This window comes from Microvirga tunisiensis, assembly GCF_009296175.1.
GTDB lineage: Bacteria > Pseudomonadota > Alphaproteobacteria > Rhizobiales > Beijerinckiaceae > Microvirga > Microvirga tunisiensis.
This window is the reverse complement of record NZ_VOSK01000021.1, coordinates 32,687-53,506: the sequence shown is the minus strand read 5'-3', so window position 1 is coordinate 53,506 and position 20,820 is coordinate 32,687. Positions and strand designations below refer to the sequence as shown.

The window sequence follows — 20,820 nt, the reverse complement described above, 5'->3', positions numbered from 1 at the left end:
CGACGACGCCGACCCGTATCGACAATCTCAACTCGATCCATAGCCGCACTGTCCTTTTTGACGTCAATAAGGACAGTCAGTGCCAAATCCGACAATTCCTACAAGGCGGCCCACCTCGGATGCGTACCTTACTTCAGCGGTAGGTAGATGTCCGTCCGCAGCTCGGTCGGCGGCGTGTCGCGCGGGCTGTCGAGATAATGCTCGAAGACCGGCGCATCGGCGGCGTCACACCCCGACGAGGGAAGCCACTGGCCATAGAGCCAGTCATAGGCCGCGCGCATGTCCCCGTAAGGACCTTTATATTTCAGCACTGCATGATCGCCGCCCTGAATGTGCGTGCTGAAAAGAGGTGCTTCGACAGTCATGGGCTCATCCACGACGACACAGGCCTGCGACCTCCATTCGGCTTCGGGAACACTCGTCGGATCGTCGAGATAGACGCCGACCATGCGCAGGTCAGGCCTGATCAGGTTGCGGTGCGCGAGCGTCGTGAAGAGCAGGTCGAAGCTCTTGCCGATAGCCATGTAGGAACCGCGATGCTCGACGGCGATCAGGGACTTTGGAGCAATGGTCGTGATGCCGACATCATACATGACATGGACTCCTTGTGGCGTGCTGGCTTTGAAGACGGAGTGATTGCCGACCTCGCGATATCTGGCAGGAGGCAGGCCGAAGGCAGCACAGAAGGCGCGCGTAAACGCCGCCTGGCTGTCATAGCCGGCCCGCTCCGCCACTTTCAGGATCGGCCTGTCGGTATGGGCGAGATCGGCGGCGGCGCGCTGCAATCGCAAGCGCCGGACGGTGGCCGCAACCGTTTCGCCGAAATGAGCGTGGTAGATCCGGTGCCAGTGATAGGGGGAGAGGCATGCGATTCTGGCGAGCACGTCGAGGCTGAGTTCCTCGTCCAGATGATCGTGGATGTAGGCGGATACCCGCGTGAGGCGGCTCGCATAGCTTTCAGAAGTCGCTTGTTCCATTGCGCGGCATCCGTCTTCAAGGTCGTTGAACCAACCTTAAGCGGAGCGCCTTTGATAAATCCTGCTCTTTTGTGTCAGCGAGAGAGGCTGTCCGCTTGCGGGATGATCCAGCTCCCCAGGGGCGCCGCGCGGCCGCGGATCTGGACGATCTGGCGGTCGCGGTCGGAGAGGTCGAGGCCGGCGCGGGAGGCGAGGTCCTCGGAGATCACGAGTTCGACGTTGAGTTCCTTGGCGAGCCCTTCGAGGCGGCTTGCGGCGTTGATGGTGTCGCCCACGGCGGTCAGGCTCGTGGCCTGGCCGTAACCCATCTGCCCGACGATGGCGGGACCGGCGTGGAGCCCCATGGCGATCTTCAGCGGGTGCTCGAACTCGCTCTCGTATTCCTCGTTGAGATGCACGAGCGCCGCCTTGATCCGGAGCGCGGCATCGAGCGCCTGTTTCGCCGCCTGCTGCGGCGAGGCCTTGAGGCCGAAGAGGGCGAGCACACCGTCACCGATGAACTTGTCGATATAGCCGCCCGCTTCCTCGACGGACTCGCCCACCGCCTCGAAATAGCGGTTGAGGATGAAGACCGTATCGAACGGCAGGCGCCGTTCGGCAAGGCTCGTGAAGCCGCGCAGATCGCAGAACAGCACCGCGATCTCCTGCTCCTGCCCCTGGGCCCTGCCGCTGCGCACGAGGGAGGTCACGCCGTTGCGCCCCGTGGACAGGATCGGCACGACCGACACGTCGTGGGACGGCCTGAACTGGCAGGCAAGCCTCACATGGGGACCGGCCTTGATGCGCGCGAGCGTACCGCGCTCCTGCGCGCTCGGCGGCGGTTGCCTCTGATGGCCATCGAGCACCCTCACCCGGCAGGTGGAGCAGCGTCCTCGTCCGCCACAGACCGAGATGTGCGGAATGCCGGCGCTGCGGCTTGCTTCCAGCACGCTGAAGCCGAGCGGCACGGTGGCGACCTGGTCGCCGGGATAGAAGACGCGCACCCGCCGCGACCATAAGGGCACCCTGCGGAGAAAACGGGCGGCCAGCGTGGCCACGATCAGTCCTCCGAAGGCGGCATAGAGGCCAGGGCCGAACATGGGCAGGATGTCAGAGGTGGGAGGAGCCGGAATCCGGGTAAACTGCTCCGGCGCTTCGGCGATCTCCCTCCCGGCCTCCGCAAAGCCGAGCAGCGCGAGAACCGGGACGAGAACGGCGCCCGTGTAGAGAAGCAGCGCGGAGCGCGGGAACCAGGTTTTCGGGCGCAGCCAGAAATAGATCCCGAGGCATCCGTGCAGCCAGGCGATGACGAGGGCAGCGGCTTGCCGGGCGCCGATTTCCGGATTGAGGATCCAGAGATTTCGAACCACTTCGGGATAGCCGGAATCGTGCCCGGTCAGGGCCCATTCGATCCGGGTTCCGACCACGTGGCCGATCAGGAGAAACGGCAGGCTCAGGCCGAGGATCAGCTGCGCCGCCTCGCGAAAGGGCATGCGCAGGGTCCGCCGCCGGTAGAGCGCCAGCAGCGCCAGCAGGAAATGCACGAGAACCGACCCGTACAGGATCACGGTGCCGATGGGGTTTCGCCACAGGCGGTTGAACCAGGTGCGTCCGGCCTCCATCGCGTCGACCGAAACGAGGCCGAGGGCATGGTTGGAAAAATGGGTGAGGAGAAAGGCACTAAGCACGAGGCCCGTGACCAGGCGGATCTCGCGCGTCCGGATGTGGATCTCGGAGACCGCTGCCTCAGGTGTCGGTTTGCCTTGAAAACTATTCATACGCGTCTTTCACACCGGACCAGCCTCAAAGGCTTTCGGGCTTGCCGGCAGCTATGCAGTTGCACCAAGGTGTCGATTGTCAAATCACGTTCCCTGCACCGGCTCCTCGAGACATGTCCACCACAATCACCACCCTCTCCGAACTTGAAGCCGTTTACGGCGAGATCAACAAGGGCTCGCTGCTGAAGGAGACGGATCGGGTCGTGCCCGAATACGGGGCCTTCATCGAGGCCGCGCCCTTCGTAGCCTTGGCCACCCGGGGGCCGGAGGGGCTCGATTGCTCGCCGCGCGGCGATGGACCGGGCTTCGTGCGCGTGCGGGACGAAAAAACCCTGTTGCTGCCGGACCGGCGCGGCAACAACCGCATCGATTCCCTGCGCAACATCGTGCGCGATCCGAGCGTGGCGCTGCTGTTCCTGATTCCCGGCATCGGCGAGACCCTGCGCGTCAATGGCCGTGCCAGGATTTCGGTCGAACCAACCCTGCTCGAAAGCTTCGCCATCGACGGCAAGGCGCCGAAATCGGTGATCGCGATCATGGTCGAAGCGGTGTATTTCCAATGCGCCCGCGCGATCCTGCGCTCGGAGCTGTGGAATCCGCAGAAGCATGTGGCGCGCGGCTCATTGCCGAGCGCCGGCCAGATCCTCGCGGCCTTGTCGAACAACCAGGTGGGCGGCGAAGCTTACGACAAGGAACTGCCGGAAAGGCAGCGGACAACCCTCTATTGACGCAGGATGCGCTTGACCTGAGGTCCCCTGCCCCCGAAAAGGCAGGTTCCACTTGTTCTGCAAAAGGCACAAGGACATCCCATGACGATTCAACGCATCAAGCCCGGCCCGCGGATGAGCGGCGCCGTCGTTCACGGCAACACGGTCTATCTCGCCGGCCAGGTCGCCAACCAGAGCGCCGGGCAAAGCGTCACCGAGCAGACGACGGAAATCCTCGCGATCATCGACAGCCTGCTGGCTGAGGCCGGCACCGACAAGTCGAAGATCCTGATGGCCAATATCTGGCTCACCGACATGGGCACGTTCCAGGAGATGAATGCCGTGTGGGATGCCTGGGTGTCGGCCGGCAACACCCCGGCCCGCGCCACCGTCGAGGCGAAGCTCGCCACTCCCGCCTTCAAGGTCGAGATCGCCGTCATCGCGGCCAAGTAAGACGCAAAAGAAGCGGGCCATGAGGCCCGCTTCTTTCATTCATGCTTCGATACCGTTACGGGCAGGGATGGCGCAGGCCGTCATAGCCGAGATAGGTGCCCGAGCCCGGGTCGTAGGACTTGAAGCGCTGGGCGCAATAGGCATTGCCACCATAGGCCGGCGCAGCCTGCGACTGGGCGATCGCACCGCCGATGATGGCGCCGGTAGCCAAGCCGATGGCGCCCGCTGCGGCGGCCGAGCCGTAATCGCGGCGGTAATAGCCGCGATTGCCGTAATAGCGGCCCCCATAATAGCCGCGCGGACCGTAGCCGCGGCGCTCCACGTAGCGCGGGCCGCCGCCGCGATAAGCACGCCGAACGGCGCGTCCACGATAGTAATCCTGCACATAGGCGGTCATCACGTCGCCGTTCCGCACTGCGGCAGCAAGCTGATCGATCGGCATGGTCCGCGTCTCGGCAGCGGAAGCCGGAGCGGCAAAGCCTAGGGTACTAAGGGCTGCCGTGGCGGCGACAGCCAAGACGAACTTACGCATGAGTTCACTCCTTCAATCGTGGGAGGCGAACGCGGAAAACCCGCAGCTCGTTCCGTATTCGAGGAATTTCGGGCTATCTCTCGCGGGAACGTGAGGATCGATGATCCTGCACCGCGCCTTCCGACTTGATGGCGATACTCCGCGTCCCCGCCACCCGCCCCTGCCCGGTCGGACAGAGATCGAGAATGGCGCAGCGCCCGCAGGCCGGGCTCTTGAAGAAGCAGCAGCGCTGACCGTGGAGCATCATGACCTCGTGATGGTCGTAGACCTGCTGCGCGTTCCAGTCCTCGGGCAGCAGGCCGGCGAGCGCCGCATGGGACGGGCCGACCGCCGCCGATTGCGGAATGAGGCCGGTGCGCTGCGCGACCCGATGATGGTGGCTGTCGACGGGCAGAGCCGCCTTCCGCAGCATCGAGAACGACAGCACCGCAGCACTCGTCTTCGGGCCGATTCCCGGAATGCTCTCGAGCCACGCCCTCGCCTCCGCGACCGGCATGGCGCTAAGGAAATCGAGCGAGAGGCTGCCATGCCGCTCCTCGATGGCGCGAAGCACCGCTTGCAGGCGTGGTGCCTTCTGCTCGGGCCATGTCACGCCTTGGATGGTCTCCTCCACCTCCTCCGTCGGCGCGTTCATCATGGCGCGCCAATCGCCGTAGCGTGCTCGCAACGCCTTGAAGGCGCGGCCCGAATCCGCGTTGCGTGTGCGGTGGGACAGCAGCGAGGAGATCAGCTCGCTCAGAGGATCGAGGGAGTGGAAATACGGAATGGGACAGCCATAGACCTCACAGAGGCGCTGGTGGATGATCAGCGCCTTCACTTTCAGATCCTGCAGGTCCGGATTCATCCCGATGCAAGTCGCGAATCAGCAGGGTGGTTCCATGCACGCCTGTCACTGTCATTCCGGGGCGGCTCGTAGAGCCGAGCCCGGAATCCATAAACACGACGCCTATCATGTAAGGCGCTTCGGACACCGCGTCGCCCCATCCTGCATCGTTAGCGGTTATGGATTCCGGGCTCTCGCTTCGCTCGCCCCGGAATGACAGTAATGACAGTGTGGAGTTACAAAATAAACCGGCTCAGGTCCGTGTTCTTCGCCAGCGTTTCCACCTCGCCACGCACGTAAGCGGCGTCGATGGTCACCGTCTCGCCCGAACGGTCGGGCGCCGTGAACGACACGTCGTCGAGCACCCGCTCGAGCACCGTCTGCAGACGACGTGCGCCGATGTTCTCGACCGAGTTGTTCACGTCGACGGCCACTTGCGCCAGCGCATCGATGGCATCGTCCGTGAAGACGAGGCCCACGCCCTCGGTCTGCATCAGCGCTACCGACTGCTTGATGAGGCTTGCTTCCGTCTCGGTCAGGATGCGCTTGAAATCCTCTACCGTCAGCGGTGCGAGCTCGACGCGGATCGGCAGACGGCCCTGCAGTTCGGGCAGCAGATCCGACGGCTTCGACACGTGGAACGCGCCGGAGGCGATGAACAGGATGTGGTCCGTTTTCACCGGGCCGTATTTCGTCGACACGGTGGTGCCTTCGATCAGCGGCAGAAGATCGCGCTGCACGCCCTCGCGGGAGACATCGGCTCCGCCACGGCTTTCCCGGGCGCAGATCTTGTCGATCTCGTCGAGGAACACGATGCCGTTGTTCTCCACTTGGCGCAGCGCCTCCTGCACGATGGCGTCCTGGTCGAGCAGCTTGTCGGCCTCTTCCATCACCAGCGGCTCATAAGCCTCGCGCACGGTGGTGCGGCGAGTTTTCGCGCGTCCTCCGCCGAAGGCCTTGCCGAACATATCGGAGAGGTTGATCGCGCCCACCGATGCTCCGGGCATGCCCGGGATATCGAACATGGGCATGCCCTGCCCTCCGCCCGATTGCAATTCGACCTCGATCTCCTTGTCGTCGAGTTCGTTGGCGCGCAGCTTGCGGCGGAAGGAATCGCGGGTCGCGGCGCTGGACGTGGAGCCGACGAGCGCATCGAGCACGCGCTCTTCCGCCGCCACATGTGCTTTCGCCTGGACCTGACGGCGGCGTTCGTCCTTCACGAGACCGATGCCGATCTCCACGAGATCCCGCACGATCTGCTCCACGTCGCGGCCGACATAGCCGACCTCCGTGAACTTGGTCGCCTCGATCTTGATGAACGGCGCGCCCGCGAGCTTGGCGAGGCGGCGCGAGATCTCGGTCTTGCCGCAGCCGGTCGGGCCGATCATGAGAATGTTCTTCGGCGCCACCTCTTCGCGCAAGCTACCTTCGAGCTGCTGCCTGCGCCAGCGGTTGCGCAGCGCAATGGCGACCGCGCGCTTGGCGTCGTTCTGGCCGACGATGTAGCGGTCGAGTTCGGAAACGATTTCGCGGGGAGAAAACGTGGTCATTCGATGTCCAAGGTCTCAATGACAATATTCGAGTTCGTGTAGACGCAGATCTCGGCGGCGATGCCAAGGGACCGGCGCACGATGGCTTCCGCATCCATCTCGGAATCAGCCAAGGCGCGCGCGGCAGCGAGGGCGTAGTTGCCGCCGGAACCGATGGCCATGATGCCGTTTTCCGGCTCCAGCACGTCACCGGCGCCGGACAACAGCAGGCCCACGTCCTTGTCGGCGACGAGCATCATCGCCTCCAGGCGGCGCAGATACCGGTCGGTGCGCCAGTCCTTGGTGAGCTCGACGCAGGCCCGGGTGAGCTGGCCGGGATATTGCTCGAGCTTGGCCTCGAGGCGCTCGAACAGGGTGAAGGCATCGGCCGTGGAGCCGGCGAAGCCGCCGATCACGCCGCCCTTGGCGAGGCGGCGGACCTTTCGCGCATTGCCCTTCACGACGGTCTGCCCCAGGCTCACCTGACCGTCGCCGCCGATGACGACGCGGCCTCCTTTCCGGACCATGAGGATGGTGGTGGCATGCATGCGGGGGGTGGCGTCTTCGGACACGAGGATAGAACTCCGGCGGGCGGGAATAACTCAGCATCGGCCACAAGGCCATTTCAGGGCTGACTTAATCATTCATCGGCCAAAAGCAACGCGGGTGGCATTTCTCGTCGCGGCTTGCTAGAAGGCCTCGTCTCCTGTTCCGCAAAGGATTTTGATGATGCGCTCCGCGAGCGTTAGCCGTCGCACCGCCGAGACCGATGTCGCCGTGTCGATTGCCCTGGACGGCACCGGCAAGGCCGAAATCTCCACGGGGGTCGGCTTCCTCGACCATATGCTCGAACTGTTTGCCCGACACGGTCTCTTCGACCTGACCGTGAAGGTAACCGGCGACTTGCATGTGGACCAGCATCATACGACCGAGGATACCGGGATTGCGCTGGGTCAGGCTATCCTGCAGGCGCTTGGCGATAAAAAGGGCATCTCGCGCTATGCCGACATCCATTGTCCGATGGATGAGACCTTGACGCGCGTCGCGCTCGACATATCGGGCCGCCCCTTCCTGGTGTTCCGGACCACCTTCCCGACGGAGAAGATCGGCGTTTTCGACACCGAGCTGGTGCGTGAGTTCTATCAGGCGTTTGCCATCAATGCGGGGCTGACCCTGCACGTGGAAACGCTCTACGGCGAGAACAGCCACCATATTGCCGAGAGTTGCTTCAAGGGCTTGGCACGGGCCTTGCGTCAGGCCGTGGCACTGGACCCAAGGGAAGAGGGCCGCGTTCCCTCCACCAAGGGTACGCTCTAGTTCTAAACAAGAGAACGCCTTGTCCGGCGAGACACTTGTCGTCACCTCACCGGACGGGGCTTGAGGAAACGTCGCCATGACCACCTATACCCTGCACCTTCCGCGCGATGCGCGGCCGGGCGATCCGACAGCTCTGGACGAATCCGAGCTCGTGAAGGATGCCTTCTCCTGGGGGGCCTTCTTCTTCACCTTCCTCTGGTTCTTCTACCACCGGCTCTGGCTCGCCGGGATCGGCGTGCTGATCGTCGTCTTCGCCTTCGGCGGCCTCATGGCCGTGCTGGACGTGCATCCCCTCGCCGGCTCCATCGCTCAAGCTCTGCTGCAGGCCCTGATCGGGCTTGAGGCCAACAGCCTCCGGCGCTGGACCCTGGCGCGCCGCGGCCTGCCCATGGTCGACGCGGTCACGGCGGAAGACCAGGACGAGGCGGAGGCCAGGGCCTTCGCCCGCTGGCTCGAGGCCAAGCCGTCCGCCCTGCCCCGCAACCCGGCGCCGTCAGCCGTTCTGTCCACCCCCCGGAGGCCCGAGCCGGTGATCGGCCTCTTTCCCGATGCGGAGCGTCCCCGGTGAGCGTCGTCATCATCGATTACGGGTCCGGCAACCTGCACTCCGCCGCCAAGGCCTTCGAGCGGGCGGCGCGCGAGGCGGAGCTCGACCTCTCCATTGCCGTCTCGTCCGACCCGAGCCTCGTCGCCAGGGCCGACCGGATCGTGCTGCCGGGCGTCGGCGCCTTCGCCGATTGCCGCCGCGGCCTCGATGCCGTACCCGGCATGGTGGAGGTGCTGCAGCGGCGCGTCCATGAGGACAAGCGTCCGTTCTTCGGCATCTGCGTCGGCATGCAGCTCATGGCGACACGGGGTCTCGAGCACACCACGAGCTACGGCCTCGACTGGATCCAGGGCGACGTGAAGCCCATCCGGCCGAGCGATCCTCACCTGAAGATCCCGCATATGGGCTGGAACACTCTGACGCTGGCGAAGCCGCACCCGCTGCTCGACGGCATTCCGACCGGGCCGGACGGGCTGCACGCCTATTTCGTGCATTCCTATGCGCTCTCGCCCGCCAGCCCGGACGACGTGGTCGCAACCGCCGATTACGGCGGCCCGGTCACGGCCGTCGTCGGACGGGACAATCTCGTCGGCACCCAGTTTCATCCCGAAAAGAGCCAGGCGCTCGGCCTCAAGCTCATCGCCAATTTCTTGAGGTGGCGCCCGTGATCCTCTACCCCGCAATCGATCTCAAAGAGGGCCGCTGCGTCCGCCTCATTCAAGGCGACATGGACCAGGCGACCGTGTTCAACGACGACCCGGCCGACCAGGCCGCCACCTTCGAGGCTCAGGGCTTCGAGTGGCTGCATGTGGTCGATCTCGACGGAGCCTTCGCCGGCAAGCCGATGAATGCCGCTGCCGTCGAGAACATCCTGACGCGGGTCACGATCCCCGTGCAGCTCGGCGGCGGCATCCGCGACATGAAGACCGTGGAGGGCTGGCTCGGGAAGGGCGTGTCCCGCGTCATCATCGGCACGGCCGCCGTGCGCGATCCTGCCTTCGTGCGGGAAGTTGCCCGGCTCCATCCGGGCAAGATCGCCGTCGGCATCGACGCCAAGGACGGGCTGGTCGCCGTCGAGGGTTGGGCCCAGACATCGACCCTGTCGGCGGAAGAGCTCGGGCGCCGCTTCGAGGATGCGGGCGTCGCCGCCATCATCTACACGGACATCGCCCGCGACGGCATCCTGAAAGGCCTCAACTTCCCGATGACCTTAGGCTTGGCCCGCACCGTCTCGATCCCGGTCATCGCCTCGGGCGGCCTTGCCTCCATGGCCGATATCGAGCGCCTCACGAGGCCCGATTGCAGCGTCCTCAACGGTGCCATCTCCGGCCGTGCCCTCTATGACGGGCGCATCGACCCGGAAGAGGCGCTGGCGCTGCTCCGCTCCGTGCGCAAGGAACCTGCCTGATGCTCAAAGTGCGTCTCATTCCCTGCCTGGACGTGAAGGACGGGCGCGTCGTGAAGGGCGTGCAGTTCGTCGATCTCGTCGATGCGGGCGATCCGGTCGAAGCGGCAAAGGCCTACGATGCGGCCGGGGCCGACGAGCTCTGCTTCCTCGACATCACGGCAAGCCACGAGGCGAGGGGGATCCTGCTCGACGTGGTGCAGCGCACGGCGGAGGCCTGCTTCATGCCGCTCACCGTCGGCGGCGGCGTTCGCACCGTGGAGGACATCCGCAAGCTTCTGCTCGCCGGGGCCGACAAGGTCTCGATCAACACGGCGGCGGTGAAAAACCCGGATTTCGTGCGCGAGGCCGCGGAAAAATTCGGCAACCAATGCATCGTCGTGGCCATCGACGCCAAGAAGGTGTCGGAGGAGGGCGAGGCTCCGCGCTGGGAGATCTTCACCCACGGCGGGCGCAACGCCACGGGCATCGACGCCATCGCGTTCGCCAGACAGGTCGCTGAACGGGGGGCAGGGGAGCTTCTGGTCACCTCCATGGACCGGGACGGCACCAAGGGCGGCTACGATCTCGCTCTCGTGCGCGCCATCGCGGATGCCGTCTCCGTGCCCGTCATCGCGTCCGGCGGCGTCGGCAATCTCGATCACCTGGTCGACGGCGTCGAGAAGGGCCATGCCAGCGCCGTGCTCGCCGCCTCGATCTTCCACTTCGGCACGCACACGATCGGCGAGGCCAAGGGCTACATGGCCGACAAGGGCTTGAAGATGCGGCTGGACAAGGCGGCCTGAGAACAGAGAATAAGGACCGAGTGTCATCCCCGGCGGCCCGAAAGGCCGGGAAAGGGATCTACGATTAAGCACGGAGGATGGATTCCCTTCTCCTCCGCTACGCTCCGGCCGGGAATGACAGTGAAAGCGACATGACCTCCTTCACCCTCGACGACCTCGCCCGCATCGTGGCCGAGCGCGCGGCGGCGCCGGCCACCGAATCCTATACGGCCAAGCTCATCGCCGGCGGACCGGCCAAGGCGGCCAAGAAGCTGGGCGAGGAGGCGGTGGAGGCCGCCATCGCGGCCGTCGAGGGCGACCGGCAGAACCTCACGGCGGAAGCGGCGGATGTGCTGTATCATCTTTTGGTCGTGTTGCAGGGCGCAAACATTCCGCTAAGTGACGTCATGGCCGAACTGGAGCGCCGCACGGCGCAGTCGGGTCTTGCGGAGAAGGCCGCGCGCAAGACCTAACATGGAAAAGAGGTGGTTCGCATGGACCAGCCCAACCTGATGTCCGCCGACGAGGACGATGACGGCCTCTCGCCCTACCGCACATTCCCCCGTGACGAATGGGCCCGCCTCCGCGCCGACGCGCCGATGACGCTGACCGTCGACGAGGTGATGCGGCTGCAATCCCTCAACGATCCAATCTCCATCGACGAGGTGGCGGCGATCTACCTGCCGCTCTCGCGCCTTCTGTCCCTCTACGTCGCGGCCACGCAAGGGCTGTTCAAGGCGACCCAACGCTTCCTCCTCGCGGAGCATCAGGAGAAAGTACCCTACATCATCGGCGTGGCGGGCTCGGTCGCGGTCGGCAAGTCCACCACGGCCCGCGTGCTCAAGGCACTCCTGGCCCGCTGGCCCAACACCCCGAAGGTCGACCTCGTCACCACCGACGGCTTCCTCCTGCCCAATGCGGAGCTGACGCGGCTCGGATTGATGGAGCGCAAGGGCTTTCCGGAAAGCTACGACACAGGGAAGCTCCTGCACTTCCTCGCCGACATCAAGGCAGGCAAGCGCAACGTGAAGGCGCCGCTCTATTCCCACCTGGTCTATGACGTGGTGCCCGGCGAGGAGACGATGGTCGACCGGCCGGACATCCTGATCGTCGAAGGGCTCAACGTGCTCCAGCCCGCACGCATGCCCAAGGACGGCACGGCCATTCCCTTCGTGTCGGACTTCTTCGACTTCTCGGTCTATATCGACGCTGACGAGGACGACCTGCACCGCTGGTACGTGAACCGGTTCCTGCGCCTGCGCCACACCGCCTTCCGCGATCCGCTGTCCTATTTCCGGCGCTATGCGGAACTGCGCGAGGACGAGGCCATCAACATCGCCGACGGCTTGTGGAACCGCATCAACCTGGTGAACCTGCAGGAAAACATCGTTCCGACCCGCCAGCGCGCGAGCCTGATCCTGAAGAAGGGCCCGAGCCACCGGATCGAGACGGTGGCGCTGCGACGGCTTTGACGGCGCTGACCTTTTCATAACCTTGAGCGTTGTGCCTCCAGATGAGCGGAGGATGCATGGCGACGCAGCCGGTCGACGAAAAACTCAAGCAAAGCGCCGAGCACGCGAAGGAAGCGGCAACCCAGAGCCAGGAGGCCGCCGAGCAGACGCAAGAGGCGGCCGAACACACGCAGGCCGCCGCCAAGACGACCGCAACCGCCAGCGTGCAGATGAAGGACAGCGCCGACCGGCGCACGGAACTCGCGGCCAACCGGACGGTTTTCGCGGCCGAGCGCACCTACGCGGCCTGGGTGCGAACGGGACTGGCGTCGCTCGCGTCCGGCATCGGCGCGAAGAAGCTTTTGGAGGGCGTCGTGCCGGACTGGATGATCCTCTCCACCGGCTCGGTCCTGATCCTGTTCAGCGCCTTCTGCTTCGCCTCCGCCGTCTGGCGTCAGATCTTTACGGGATCGCAACCGCCGCATCCGGACGTGCAGCGCATTCCGCCGTTCCTCCTGGTGATGTTCAACGGCTTCCTGGCGCTCGTCTCGCTCGCGGCTTTGTTCGGACTGTGGTTCGGGCAGACGGGAAGGGGTTAGACCCTTTTGCCACAAGCTCTCACCTCATCCTGAGGAGCAGACGCGGTCTGCGTCTCGAAGGAGGATCCAGAGAGCACTGGAAGCTCCTTCGAGACGGATTGCTCACGCAATCCTCCTCAGGATGAGGACAGAGCGAGACTTGATGGATTCAAGAGGTGGATGGCCGGCACAGGGCCGGCCATGACGGGGAGGGCGATCCTTACGAGAGCAGCCCTTCCTGCTGCGCCAGCTCCTTGAGGTTCGCCTGCGGGCGGGCGCCGAGATGGCTGATGATCTCGGCGGCGGCCAGGCCACCGAGGCGAGCGCAGTCGGTGAGGTCCAGGTTGTTAACGAGGCCGGCGAGGAAGCCCGAGGCGAAGAGGTCGCCGGCGCCCGTGGTGTCGACCACGCGCTCCACGGGGAAGGCCGGCACGGCCTTGGTCTCGCCGCGGCTGACGATCAACGCGCCCTCGGCCGAGCGGGTGATCGCGCCGAGCACGTTTTCCTCGCGCAACGCAGCCAATGCGGTGTCGGCGTCGGACGTGCCGTAGAGGCTCTGCAATTCGTGGATATTGGCGAAGAGAATGTCGAGGCTGCCGTCGCGCATCAGCCCCAGGAACTCGTCGCGATAGCGGTCGACGCAGAAGGCATCGGAGAGAGTCAGGGCCACCTTGTTGCCGGCCTCGTGGGCGATCTTCACGGCCTTGCGGAAGGCCTCCTTGGCGGCCGGCGGATCCCAGAGATAGCCTTCGAGATAGACGATGCTCGAGGCGCGCACCGTGTCCGGGTTCACGTCGTCGGGGGTCAGGTTCTGGCAGGCGCCGAGATAGGTGTTCATGGTGCGCTCGCCGTCCGGCGTCACCAGGATGAAGCTGCGGGCGGTGGCGGGACCATCCTCGGCGAGCGTCACGTCGTAATGCACATCGATCGCCTTGAGATCATGGGCGAAGAGCTTGCCGGTCTCGTCGTTCTTCACCTTGCCGATGAAGCCCGCCTTGACCCCGAAGGAGGCGACGCCCGCCGCCGTGTTGGCGCCCGAGCCGCCCGACACGATGATCGCCGGGCCCATGTCGCCGTAAAGCTCCTCGGCGCGGGCCTCGTCGATGAGCTGCATGGCGCCCTTGTGGACCTTCTTCTGGATGAGGAAGGCCTCGTCCGTATGGGCGAGCACGTCAACGATGGCGTTGCCGAGGGTGAGAACGTCGATGCGGGTCTGGGACATGAGCCACCACGGTTGGGGAAAGACGGGGCGCTTTCGCATCCATGGTGAGGGAGGTCAAGCTCTCACCGGGGTGAGACAGGAGCCTGGGCGTCGCCTGGAATGGCACAAGCAGCCTTGCGCTCCCGCTCCTGAGCCTGATCGAGGACGGCGATCATCTGGTGGAGTTCCTCGGACGTGAGTCCGCGGATCTCCCGCGCCAGACGGTTTGCGAAAAGGGTCGCCACGGGATCGGTGTTGGCCGTATCGATTTTCACTTTCGGATCGGAAAAGTCCGCAAGGCGAGCGAGCTCGTCGGCCTCGTCCCAGATGATGTGAAAATACTGCAGGACCCCCTGGATCAGAGCCCAGGTGGGTTTGCCGCGCTCGCCGCGCTCGAGCGCCGAGAGGTAAGCGCTCGAGACGCCCAGATGCGCGGCCATGTCCTTCAACATCCGCCCGCGCTCGCTGCGCAGCTGCCGTACCCGTTCGCCGAAGGGGGTCATCTGCTTATCCCGCACCCCGCCGGCGGCGGAGCCTGACATAGAGTGCACCGGATCCGCCATGCTGGGGAGAGGCTTCCTCGAAGCCGATCACCAGGGAGCGGAGATCGGGCAGGCGCAGCCAGTGCGGCACCATGCGCCTGAGAACCCCGCGTTCCTCGAACATGCCGCTGCCGGCGGCCGCGCCGCCCTTGCCGGTGATGATCAGAACGAGCCCGTGGCCGGAGCTTTGCGCCCGATGAAGGAAATGCAGGAGAGCGAAATGGGCCTCCTCCTGGCGCATCCCGTGTAGGTCGATGACGCTGTCCACATCCTTGCGGCCGCGCCGGAGGGCCTGGAGCGTCTTGCGCTCCACGGGAGCGAGCGGGGGCACGGCCGGTTTCGTCTGGGGCGGGAGCGGGGGCAGAACGGGCGCGAGTGCAGCAATCTTCGGGGCAGGGGCCGTGGCGGGCTTGTCCTCGGGTTCCGGCTCGGGCGGCAGGGGCTTGCCCTTCATGGGCTTCACGTGCCTGGCCACATGGGACCAGAGCCGCTTCTCCTCTGAGCTGAGCTGGCGGGTACGGCTTTTCTTGGTCATGAACGGGGTTTGGGCTGCAGAACCACGAAGCGCACGGCATGACGCAGGAGGCCGGCCCGGCGCCCCGCCTCCTCGCCGCCGCCGAAGAAGAAATCGCCCCGCGCCGGGCCGACGATGGCCGAGCCCGTATCCTGCGCGATCATCAGCCGCCGCAGGGGCTCGGTCTTGTCGAGCGTCAGCGGCAAATACCCGTCGAGCCAGACAGGCAGGCCATAGGCCCAAAGGGAGCGATCCACCGCGAGGCTCCGGCCGGGCACGAGCGGGGTGCCCGCACCGCCGATGGGTCCATCCTCGGGGGCGAGCTCGCTCGCTTCGCGGAAGAAGATGTAGGATTGGTTCTGCCGCATCAGGGCCCTGGCCGGTTCCGGATGATCCTTCAGCCAGCCCATGAGCTTTTCGAGCGTCATGGTCTCCAGATCCATCTCGCCCCGCTGCACCAGGAGGCGTCCGATGGAGGTGTAAGGCCGACCGTTGCGGCCGGCATAGGCCACCCGCATCACCGACCCGTCATCGAGGCGGATGCGGGCCGAGCCCTGGACATGGATGATGAAGGCTTCGCCCGGCTCGCGCAGATACACGATGGGCTTGGCGAGCCTCCCTAAGGCTCCGTTCTCAATGGCGGCGCGGTCGGGATAGGGCTCGTAGCCGTTCTTGGCGCGCCGGGCGGCTTGGAGCCCCTTTTCGAGGCCGGGCAGGGCTTCTCCCTGCGGGATGGTGACGAGATCCGAAGGCCGGTCGAGCAGGGGGACGCGATAGGTGGTGTCGGGCGTGCGCGAGCCCTGGAATTCGGGCTCGTAATAGCCGGTGAGAAAGCCGTTGCCGGAATGGGGAATGACGGCAACGGGCTGAAAATGCGTCTCGAAGAAGCGCCGGGCTTCACTCCTGCCGAGTCGAGGCGTCTTCAAGGCTTTGCGGCAAGCGGCCAGGAGGTCTCCTCGAGGCGCCTGGGCCGGGCGGAGCTCGGCGGCGCTGGCGTCGAGAGCGCGGCAGGAGCGCAGAAAGGCCTGGAAGGCAGCGGCGTGATCGTCGGTCTCCCAGCCGGCAAGGTCCTGGAAGGGCAGGGGCTCGAGGCGCGCCTGATCCTTCAGCGCCGATGCCGCTTCGGCGGACATGCTCAGCATCCAAGGAATGAGACAAGCGAGGAGGGCCTGTCCGGCATGCCTCATTGCCCCGCTTCGGTCGCCACGAGCTGCCAATTGGGATCGCGGCTGCCGAGCGCGCGGGCGAAGGTCCACACATCGGTGACGTCGGCCACGGTCTCGGGGCTGCCATCGACCACGCTGCCGGAGGCATCGCGGGTCGCGGTGATCAGCTTCGAATGGAAGCGCACCACGATCTGGGCCGTCTTGTTCTGGAGCTCGGCTCCGGCCATCTCGGACTTATCGATGGAAACGAAGGTGGTTTCCACCGTCTCCCCCCGGCGCTCGCGCTCGGTGATCGCCCTCTCGAAGCCTTCATAGACCTCCTTGGCGAGGAGATCCTTGAGGGTCTTGCGGTCACCCTGCGCGAAGGCGGTGACGATCATCTCATAGGCGGATTTGGCGCCTTCCAGGAACTCGGCGGGGTTGAAGTTCGGCTCGGCACGGGCAATGCCGTCGAGGGCCTGGGCCATGGGCGACCCGGGCTCGGCGATGCCCTTCCAACGCTCGGCCGACGGGACCTCGGCGGCGGGACGGGTGCCATTGGCGCCGGGCAGGCGCACCACATTGTGATCCGGCTCGGCCGGCGCATTGCCGGGACGAAGAGGCGCATCGCGGCGCGACATCGGGTCGAAAGGCGGCTGCTCGCTGCCAGTCTTCTGCCCCAGAACGGAGCGCAAACGCCAGATCACGAAAACGGCGAGTCCAATAAATATGAGGGTCGTGATGTCGAAGGAATCCTGCATCGTCGATCCGTTGTGAGCCTGCCCGCGCCCGGGTTTCGCCGGGCGTTGTGTCAAGGAGGCGAAGGTGTCATCCTTCGCATATGGGGTCTTGAGGTCGTAACATCCACCTTTGCCCCCGACAAGCGAATGAGTCGGCTCAAATCTTGCTTCGTGTAGGAGAAGCTGATAGCGCGAAGATCCATGGCCCGAAGCGAGCCGGCGCTTTGCCTGACGACGTGTTTCGTCCGGGCCCGACAAGACACCCTTAAGGGAGCATGAACCCATGGCCGAGAACCCGGCAACCAACGGAGCGCCCGCGCTCAACGCCCTTGCGCAGTACTGCAAGGATTTCTCCTTCGAGAACCCCAACGCCCCCCGCTCCCTGCAGCAGCAATCGGAAGGCCCGCAGATCAACCTGCAGGTCAATGTGAATGCCAAGCAGCTCGCCGAGGCCGATTTCGAGGTCGACCTCACCCTCGAGGGCGATGCCAAGATCGGCGGCAAGGACGTGCTGTTCGCCTTCGAGCTGACCTATTCGGGCGTGTTCCGCATCCAGAACATCCCGCAGGACCAGCTGCACCCGGTGGTGATGATCGAGTGCCCGCGCCTGCTCTTCCCCTTCGCCCGCCAGATGGTGGCCGATGCGGTGCGCAACGGCGGCTTCCCGCCTCTCTACATCGACCCGATCGATTTCGTGGCCCTCTACCGCCAGCGCGCCGCCGAAGTGCAGAATCAGCCGAACGGCGGCCAGACGCTGTCGTAAACGGTCGGCCGAATTCGCGTTTTCCAATCGGGCGAAGCGGGGAGCGTTTCGTCCGATTTTTTATGCGCGCAGACCTCTTCAGAGACTGGCCGGCCATTCACCCTCCACGTCATCACCGGCCCTGTGCCGGTGATCCCGATTTGTGAGACGCAGCGCTGTTCAGAATCGGGATGGCCGGGACAAGCCCGGTCATGACGGGAGAGAGGTTCAGGACGGCTGCGCTCCTCAGATGAGGCTGCGGGATGATGGTCTTTAAGACGCCTCGGGCGTCGTCTCGCCGAGATATTCGCGCCAGAGGGTGTTGGGTCCCAGCGACTGGATGAAGGCTTCGTGCGCCGCGCGCTCGGCTTCGGTCAGCCGCGAGATCAGGGTGCGCGGACGGGCGTCTTGTGCCGCGATCTGGCCCCGCGCTGCCGCGCGGCCCCGTGCGGCGGGCCGCAGCGACAGGTCGAAGCCGACCTGCTGGCCGCCGATCAGCTCGATATAGACCTCGGCGAGGATTTCGGCGTCGAGGAGCGCCCCGTGCTTGGTGCGCCTGGAATTGTCGATCCCGTAGCGCGTGCAGAGCGCATCGAGGTTGTTCGCCGCACCCGGATGCTTGCGCCGGGCCATCGAGAGCGTGTCGACCGCGTCCGGAAGGTTGAACCGCGTGTGCCCGGTGCGGGCGAATTCCGCATTGAGGAAGCCGATGTCGAAGGCGGCGTTGTGGATGACGAGCCGCGCATCGCGGACGAACTCGGCGAACTCGTCCGCGATGGCTGCGAAGACGGGCTTGTCCTTGAGAAACTCGTCGGAGAGCCCGTGCACCGCGAAGGCGCCGGGCGAGACCGGACATTCCGGGTTGATGTAGACGTGATAGCTCTTGCCCGTGGGGATGTGATTGAGAAGCTCGACGCAGCCGATTTCGATCACCCGGTCGCCCTTGGCGTGGTCGGTGCCGGTGGTTTCGGTATCCAGAACGATTTCACGCAACATCACGAAAACTCTTCATTAAAATGGCGGCGTCGGCCCGGCCGGCCGGCGAGACAGGCGAGAATCGATTTGACCTGCGCCTCGGCGGAAGAAAAGCCGCGGCTTGTATCGACCAGGAAATGAGCCCGGGTGCGCTTGTCCTCGTCCCTCATCTGCCTGTCCAGGATGGCATGAAATTTCGCCTCCGTCATGCCCGGACGGGCGAGCACCCGGTCGCGCTGCACAGCCGCAGGCGCGGTGACGACGAGAACCGCATCGCAGCGCGTCTCGCCGCCGGTCTCGAACAGGAGCGGGATGTCCAGCACGGCCACCGGCGCCAGGGCCGCGAGTCTCTTGAGAAAGCTTTCCTCCTCCTCCCGCACGAGCGGATGCACGATCGCCTCCAACTGCTGCATGCGCTCCTGGCTGTCGAGAACGGCAGCGCCCAGGCGTGCCCGGTCGACGACTCCGTCCGTGGCCGTGCCCGGAAAGGCTTTTTCGATCAGCGGCGCGGCGCGGCCGCGGTAGAGCCTGTGCACGGTGGCGTCGGCATCGTGGACCGGAACGCCGAGCCGGCGGAAGAGATCGGCGGTAGCCGATTTTCCCATGCCGATGGAGCCGGTGAGGCCGAGCACGAAGGTCATCTTTGGGCCTCGATATCGGCGAGAATCAACGCCCGCAATTCGGGCGTCACCTCCGGCGTCACGCCGAACCAGCGCCGGAAGCCCGGCACCGCCTGATGCAGCAGCATGCCGAGCCCGTCGACGGTTCTCAGGTTATGCGCGGCCGCGGCCGCGAGGAGGGGAGTCTCGAGCGGAACATAGACGATGTCCGCGACGACGGCGTTGCGCGGCGCTTTGGCCAGATCGAGGGTAAGCGGCGGCTGGCCGGCCATGCCGAGCGACGTGGTGTTGACGATGAGCTGGGCATGGGGGATCACCCGCCCGAGGGCCTCCCACGCCGAGGTCTCCAGACCGACAGGGCTGCCCCGCCTGAGATCGCGGACCAGGTCGTCGGCCTTCGACAGGGTGCGGTTCGCCACGAAGATGCGCTTGCAAGGCCGGTTCTGGAGACCTGCCACCACGGCGCGGGCGGCTCCGCCGGCCCCGAGCACGAGAACCGTTTCCACATCCTGTTCCCAGCCCGTCCCCAGGCTCGCATCGAGATGGGCCATGAAGCCGGTGACATCGGTGTTGTCGCCCCAGAGCACGCCGTCCTCGATCCAGAGGGTGTTCACGGCTCCCACGCGCTCCGCCTGCTCTGTGCGACGATCGACGCCCAGGAAGGCCATCTCCTTATGCGGGATGGTGACGTTGCCGCCGGCGAAGCCCCGGGTGGGGAAGCTCTTCAGGAAATCCCCGAAATTCACAGGAGCGACTTCGATGCGCTCGTAACTTCCATCGAGCCCGTATTGCTTCAGCCAATACCCGTGGATCAGGGGCGAGCGGGAATGCTTGATCGGATGGCCGACGACGAAGGCCTTCGCCATGAAGAGACAGTCCTTAAAGAGCCAAGCAGCCGAGGCGGCGCAGGGCGGCGAGAAGCGGGAGGAGAGGGAGCCCCAGAATGGTCGAATGATCCCCCTCGACCGTCTCGAAGAGATGAACCCCGAACCCTTCGAGCTGGTAAACGCCGACGCTTTTCAGCACATCGGGCCCGGCAAGGTCGAGATAGAGGTCGACCGCTTCCTCGGTCAAAGGCCGCATGGTGAGATGGGCGCTTCCTAGGAAATGCTCGACCACCTGCCCGCCGATGGCGAGGGCACCGGCCGAATGCAAGGCGTGGCGCCGTCCGGACAGCCGCATCAGCTGCGCCCGTGCCGCCGCACCGTCGACAGGCTTGTGAAACACCTCGCCTTCGCATTCGAGCACCTGATCGGCGCCGAGAACGACCCGTTCCGGATGGCGACGGCTGACGGCGAGTGCCTTCTCCGCCGCCAAGCGTCCGGCAAGCGTCGGCGGGTCGAGCCCCTCATGGGCGGCCGCCTCTTCGACGGCCCGCTCGTCGATGCTCGAATTCTGCGTCTCGACGGGAAGACCCGCGCTCACCAGCAGCGTGAGCCGGGTCGCGCTCAGCGAGGCGAGAAGCAGCTTTTCGGAATGGGTCCAGAGCGCCGGCATGAAC

26 protein-coding genes are annotated in these 20,820 nt (G+C 65.3%); 11 read left to right on the top strand and 15 right to left on the bottom strand.

The window, feature by feature from the left end; genetic code table 11:
- Nucleotides 1-128 precede the first annotated feature (128 nt).
- Nucleotides 129-977, bottom strand: coding sequence for an AraC family transcriptional regulator (locus tag FS320_RS08915; RefSeq protein WP_152710936.1), 849 nt, complete (start codon nt 975-977; stop codon nt 129-131).
- Between the two features lie 74 nt (nt 978-1,051).
- Nucleotides 1,052-2,734, bottom strand: a complete 1,683-nt coding sequence (locus FS320_RS08910) for an adenylate/guanylate cyclase domain-containing protein (protein ID WP_152710935.1) — start codon at nt 2,732-2,734, stop codon at nt 1,052-1,054.
- A gap of 113 nt (nt 2,735-2,847) precedes the next feature.
- Here FS320_RS08910 and FS320_RS08905 point away from each other — a divergent pair, with 113 nt between their 5' ends.
- Together FS320_RS08905 and FS320_RS08900 are read left to right on the top strand one after the other, a co-directional pair.
- Complete coding sequence (locus FS320_RS08905; RefSeq protein WP_152710933.1) at nt 2,848-3,462, top strand: pyridoxamine 5'-phosphate oxidase family protein; 615 nt, start codon at nt 2,848-2,850, stop codon at nt 3,460-3,462.
- An 81-nt stretch (nt 3,463-3,543) separates the two neighbouring features.
- Entirely contained in the window at nt 3,544-3,894 is a 351-nt protein-coding gene (locus FS320_RS08900) for a RidA family protein (RefSeq protein WP_152710931.1), read from the top strand.
- Nucleotides 3,895-3,949: 55 nt separating this feature from the next.
- On the opposite strand, the gene FS320_RS08895 is transcribed toward FS320_RS08900, so the two are convergent.
- The 4 genes from FS320_RS08895 to hslV form a co-directional block, all read right to left on the bottom strand.
- Complete coding sequence (locus FS320_RS08895; protein ID WP_420846716.1) at nt 3,950-4,426, bottom strand: BA14K family protein; 477 nt, start codon at nt 4,424-4,426, stop codon at nt 3,950-3,952.
- 73 nt (nt 4,427-4,499) lie between these two features.
- Nucleotides 4,500-5,270 carry an endonuclease III domain-containing protein gene (locus FS320_RS08890; protein ID WP_152710929.1) on the bottom strand — a complete coding sequence of 257 codons (771 nt, stop codon included), beginning with the start codon at nt 5,268-5,270 and terminating at the stop codon, nt 4,500-4,502.
- Between the two features lie 215 nt (nt 5,271-5,485).
- Entirely contained in the window at nt 5,486-6,799 is a 1,314-nt protein-coding gene (gene hslU / locus FS320_RS08885; protein ID WP_152710927.1) for an ATP-dependent protease ATPase subunit HslU, read from the bottom strand.
- Nucleotides 6,796-7,326 (bottom strand): ATP-dependent protease subunit HslV, encoded by a 531-nt coding sequence (gene hslV / locus FS320_RS08880; RefSeq protein ID WP_152710951.1) that lies wholly within the window; start codon nt 7,324-7,326, stop codon nt 6,796-6,798. The genes hslU and hslV overlap by 4 nt, the downstream gene beginning before the upstream one ends.
- Before the next feature lie 181 nt (nt 7,327-7,507).
- Between hslV and hisB the strand changes: the two genes are divergently transcribed.
- From hisB to FS320_RS08840, 8 genes are all read left to right on the top strand, one after another.
- Nucleotides 7,508-8,095: an imidazoleglycerol-phosphate dehydratase HisB gene (hisB, locus tag FS320_RS08875; RefSeq protein WP_152710949.1), complete on the top strand. Its 588-nt coding sequence runs from the start codon at nt 7,508-7,510 to the stop codon at nt 8,093-8,095.
- Between the two features lie 76 nt (nt 8,096-8,171).
- On the top strand, nt 8,172-8,663 hold the full coding sequence (locus FS320_RS08870) for a DUF2628 domain-containing protein (protein WP_152710925.1): 492 nt from the start codon (nt 8,172-8,174) through the stop codon (nt 8,661-8,663).
- A complete protein-coding gene (hisH, locus tag FS320_RS08865) occupies nt 8,660-9,310 on the top strand; it encodes an imidazole glycerol phosphate synthase subunit HisH (RefSeq protein ID WP_162002896.1) in 651 nt (216 codons plus the stop codon). Before FS320_RS08870 ends, hisH begins: the two co-directional genes overlap by 4 nt.
- Nucleotides 9,298-10,050, top strand: a complete 753-nt coding sequence (gene hisA / locus FS320_RS08860; RefSeq protein ID WP_162002895.1) for a 1-(5-phosphoribosyl)-5-[(5-phosphoribosylamino)methylideneamino]imidazole-4-carboxamide isomerase — start codon at nt 9,298-9,300, stop codon at nt 10,048-10,050. The genes hisH and hisA overlap by 13 nt, the downstream gene beginning before the upstream one ends.
- Complete coding sequence (gene hisF, locus FS320_RS08855) at nt 10,050-10,832, top strand: imidazole glycerol phosphate synthase subunit HisF (RefSeq protein ID WP_152710924.1); 783 nt, start codon at nt 10,050-10,052, stop codon at nt 10,830-10,832. The genes hisA and hisF overlap by 1 nt, the downstream gene beginning before the upstream one ends.
- A gap of 131 nt (nt 10,833-10,963) precedes the next feature.
- A complete protein-coding gene (locus FS320_RS08850; protein ID WP_152710922.1) occupies nt 10,964-11,284 on the top strand; it encodes a phosphoribosyl-ATP diphosphatase in 321 nt (106 codons plus the stop codon).
- 21 nt (nt 11,285-11,305) lie between these two features.
- Nucleotides 11,306-12,283: a type I pantothenate kinase gene (coaA, locus tag FS320_RS08845; RefSeq protein WP_152710920.1), complete on the top strand. Its 978-nt coding sequence runs from the start codon at nt 11,306-11,308 to the stop codon at nt 12,281-12,283.
- A 56-nt stretch (nt 12,284-12,339) separates the two neighbouring features.
- Nucleotides 12,340-12,861, top strand: a complete 522-nt coding sequence (locus FS320_RS08840) for a YidH family protein (RefSeq protein ID WP_152710918.1) — start codon at nt 12,340-12,342, stop codon at nt 12,859-12,861.
- A 199-nt stretch (nt 12,862-13,060) separates the two neighbouring features.
- Here FS320_RS08840 and FS320_RS08835 read toward each other — a convergent pair whose 3' ends face one another.
- The 5 genes from FS320_RS08835 to FS320_RS08815 all read right to left on the bottom strand — a co-directional run bounded on the left by FS320_RS08835 (nt 13,061) and on the right by FS320_RS08815 (nt 17,003).
- On the bottom strand, nt 13,061-14,062 hold the full coding sequence (locus tag FS320_RS08835) for an adenosine kinase (protein ID WP_152710916.1): 1,002 nt from the start codon (nt 14,060-14,062) through the stop codon (nt 13,061-13,063).
- Nucleotides 14,063-14,124: 62 nt separating this feature from the next.
- The gene (locus FS320_RS08830) at nt 14,125-14,544 is read right to left on the bottom strand and encodes a helix-turn-helix domain-containing protein (RefSeq protein ID WP_152710915.1); all 420 of its coding nucleotides are present in this window, start codon (nt 14,542-14,544) and stop codon (nt 14,125-14,127) included.
- Nucleotides 14,545-14,548: 4 nt separating this feature from the next.
- Entirely contained in the window at nt 14,549-15,118 is a 570-nt protein-coding gene (locus tag FS320_RS08825; protein WP_152710913.1) for a Smr/MutS family protein, read from the bottom strand.
- On the bottom strand, nt 15,115-16,230 hold the full coding sequence (gene mltA / locus FS320_RS08820; protein ID WP_244627047.1) for a murein transglycosylase A: 1,116 nt from the start codon (nt 16,228-16,230) through the stop codon (nt 15,115-15,117). Before mltA ends, FS320_RS08825 begins: the two co-directional genes overlap by 4 nt.
- A gap of 50 nt (nt 16,231-16,280) precedes the next feature.
- Complete coding sequence (locus FS320_RS08815; RefSeq protein WP_152710946.1) at nt 16,281-17,003, bottom strand: Tim44/TimA family putative adaptor protein; 723 nt, start codon at nt 17,001-17,003, stop codon at nt 16,281-16,283.
- 262 nt (nt 17,004-17,265) lie between these two features.
- On the opposite strand from FS320_RS08815, the gene secB reads away from it, so the two are divergent.
- The gene (gene secB / locus FS320_RS08810) at nt 17,266-17,745 is read left to right on the top strand and encodes a protein-export chaperone SecB (RefSeq protein WP_152710909.1); all 480 of its coding nucleotides are present in this window, start codon (nt 17,266-17,268) and stop codon (nt 17,743-17,745) included.
- Between the two features lie 252 nt (nt 17,746-17,997).
- Here secB and dnaQ read toward each other — a convergent pair whose 3' ends face one another.
- The 4 genes from dnaQ to FS320_RS08790 are packed head-to-tail and all read right to left on the bottom strand — an operon-like array spanning nt 17,998 to nt 20,816.
- Nucleotides 17,998-18,720, bottom strand: a complete 723-nt coding sequence (dnaQ, locus tag FS320_RS08805; protein ID WP_152710908.1) for a DNA polymerase III subunit epsilon — start codon at nt 18,718-18,720, stop codon at nt 17,998-18,000.
- Nucleotides 18,720-19,340, bottom strand: coding sequence for a dephospho-CoA kinase (gene coaE, locus FS320_RS08800; protein WP_152710906.1), 621 nt, complete (start codon nt 19,338-19,340; stop codon nt 18,720-18,722). Before coaE ends, dnaQ begins: the two co-directional genes overlap by 1 nt.
- Nucleotides 19,337-20,185, bottom strand: coding sequence for a shikimate dehydrogenase (locus tag FS320_RS08795; RefSeq protein ID WP_152710904.1), 849 nt, complete (start codon nt 20,183-20,185; stop codon nt 19,337-19,339). The genes coaE and FS320_RS08795 overlap by 4 nt, the downstream gene beginning before the upstream one ends.
- A 13-nt stretch (nt 20,186-20,198) precedes the next feature.
- Entirely contained in the window at nt 20,199-20,816 is a 618-nt protein-coding gene (locus tag FS320_RS08790; protein WP_152710902.1) for a Maf family protein, read from the bottom strand.
- Between the last annotated feature and the right edge of the window lie 4 nt (nt 20,817-20,820).